The 669-nt window shown below is 30.5% G+C and carries 1 protein-coding gene; it reads right to left on the reverse strand.

Annotated features, from left to right (window positions below):
- Positions 1 to 147 precede the first annotated feature (147 nt).
- Positions 148 to 537 (reverse strand): hypothetical protein, encoded by a 390-nt coding sequence (locus tag H3S73_RS13520; RefSeq protein ID WP_198236982.1) that lies wholly within the window; start codon positions 535 to 537, stop codon positions 148 to 150.
- Positions 538 to 669 lie beyond the last annotated feature (132 nt).

Raw genomic sequence — 669 nt, forward strand, 5'->3', positions numbered from 1 at the left:
TGTCATTATTGTTACCTTTTTTTATTGTTGGTTTATCATAACAATGACCTTATAAAATTGGTACTAATTAGTGTAGCCTATCCAAGTACAATGATTAACATTAAATGATGTTGAAGTTTTTTCATAAAATCTAAACCAATCCTGATACTATTCTTCAACTTTAATGGTATAAACTTTCTTAAAGTCTTTTCCCGGACATGTATTTGTTCCATAAGTAGTTCCAGAAAGTTCTATTCTGATTGTTCCTGTAACTTTAGGCGTTCCTTTTACTTCGAAATCATTATAGGAAACACGTTTTGTTCCTAAACCTCTAGGAGATAATTCAAGGCCTGATTTTTCTGGTTGGATATCATAGTAAAAGTGACGGCGATTAGCGTGACCACCAAAAACTTCAATTTTAGCATAATAGGGATTACCCAATGTTGCATTGGGTAACGTTTTTGGTCGAACTTCTGGTTTATAACACAAACAACCAGTAAGAACAGTAGTCAGAAAAAATCCAATGATTAACATTAAGTGATATCGCATTTTTTTCATATAATTTATTCAGTTTAATAAAATTTGTTGTTAATAAGTGTTTTTTAAACACTTCCCTATTTGTTTCAATGCCATTTAATTTTCCGTTTTATGGTATTTTACTTATCACAAAAGCTGCATAAGAGTATCTCA

It is taken from the genome of Gilliamella sp. B14384G12 (genome assembly GCF_016101825.1).
Lineage (GTDB): Bacteria > Pseudomonadota > Gammaproteobacteria > Enterobacterales > Orbaceae > Gilliamella > Gilliamella apicola_N.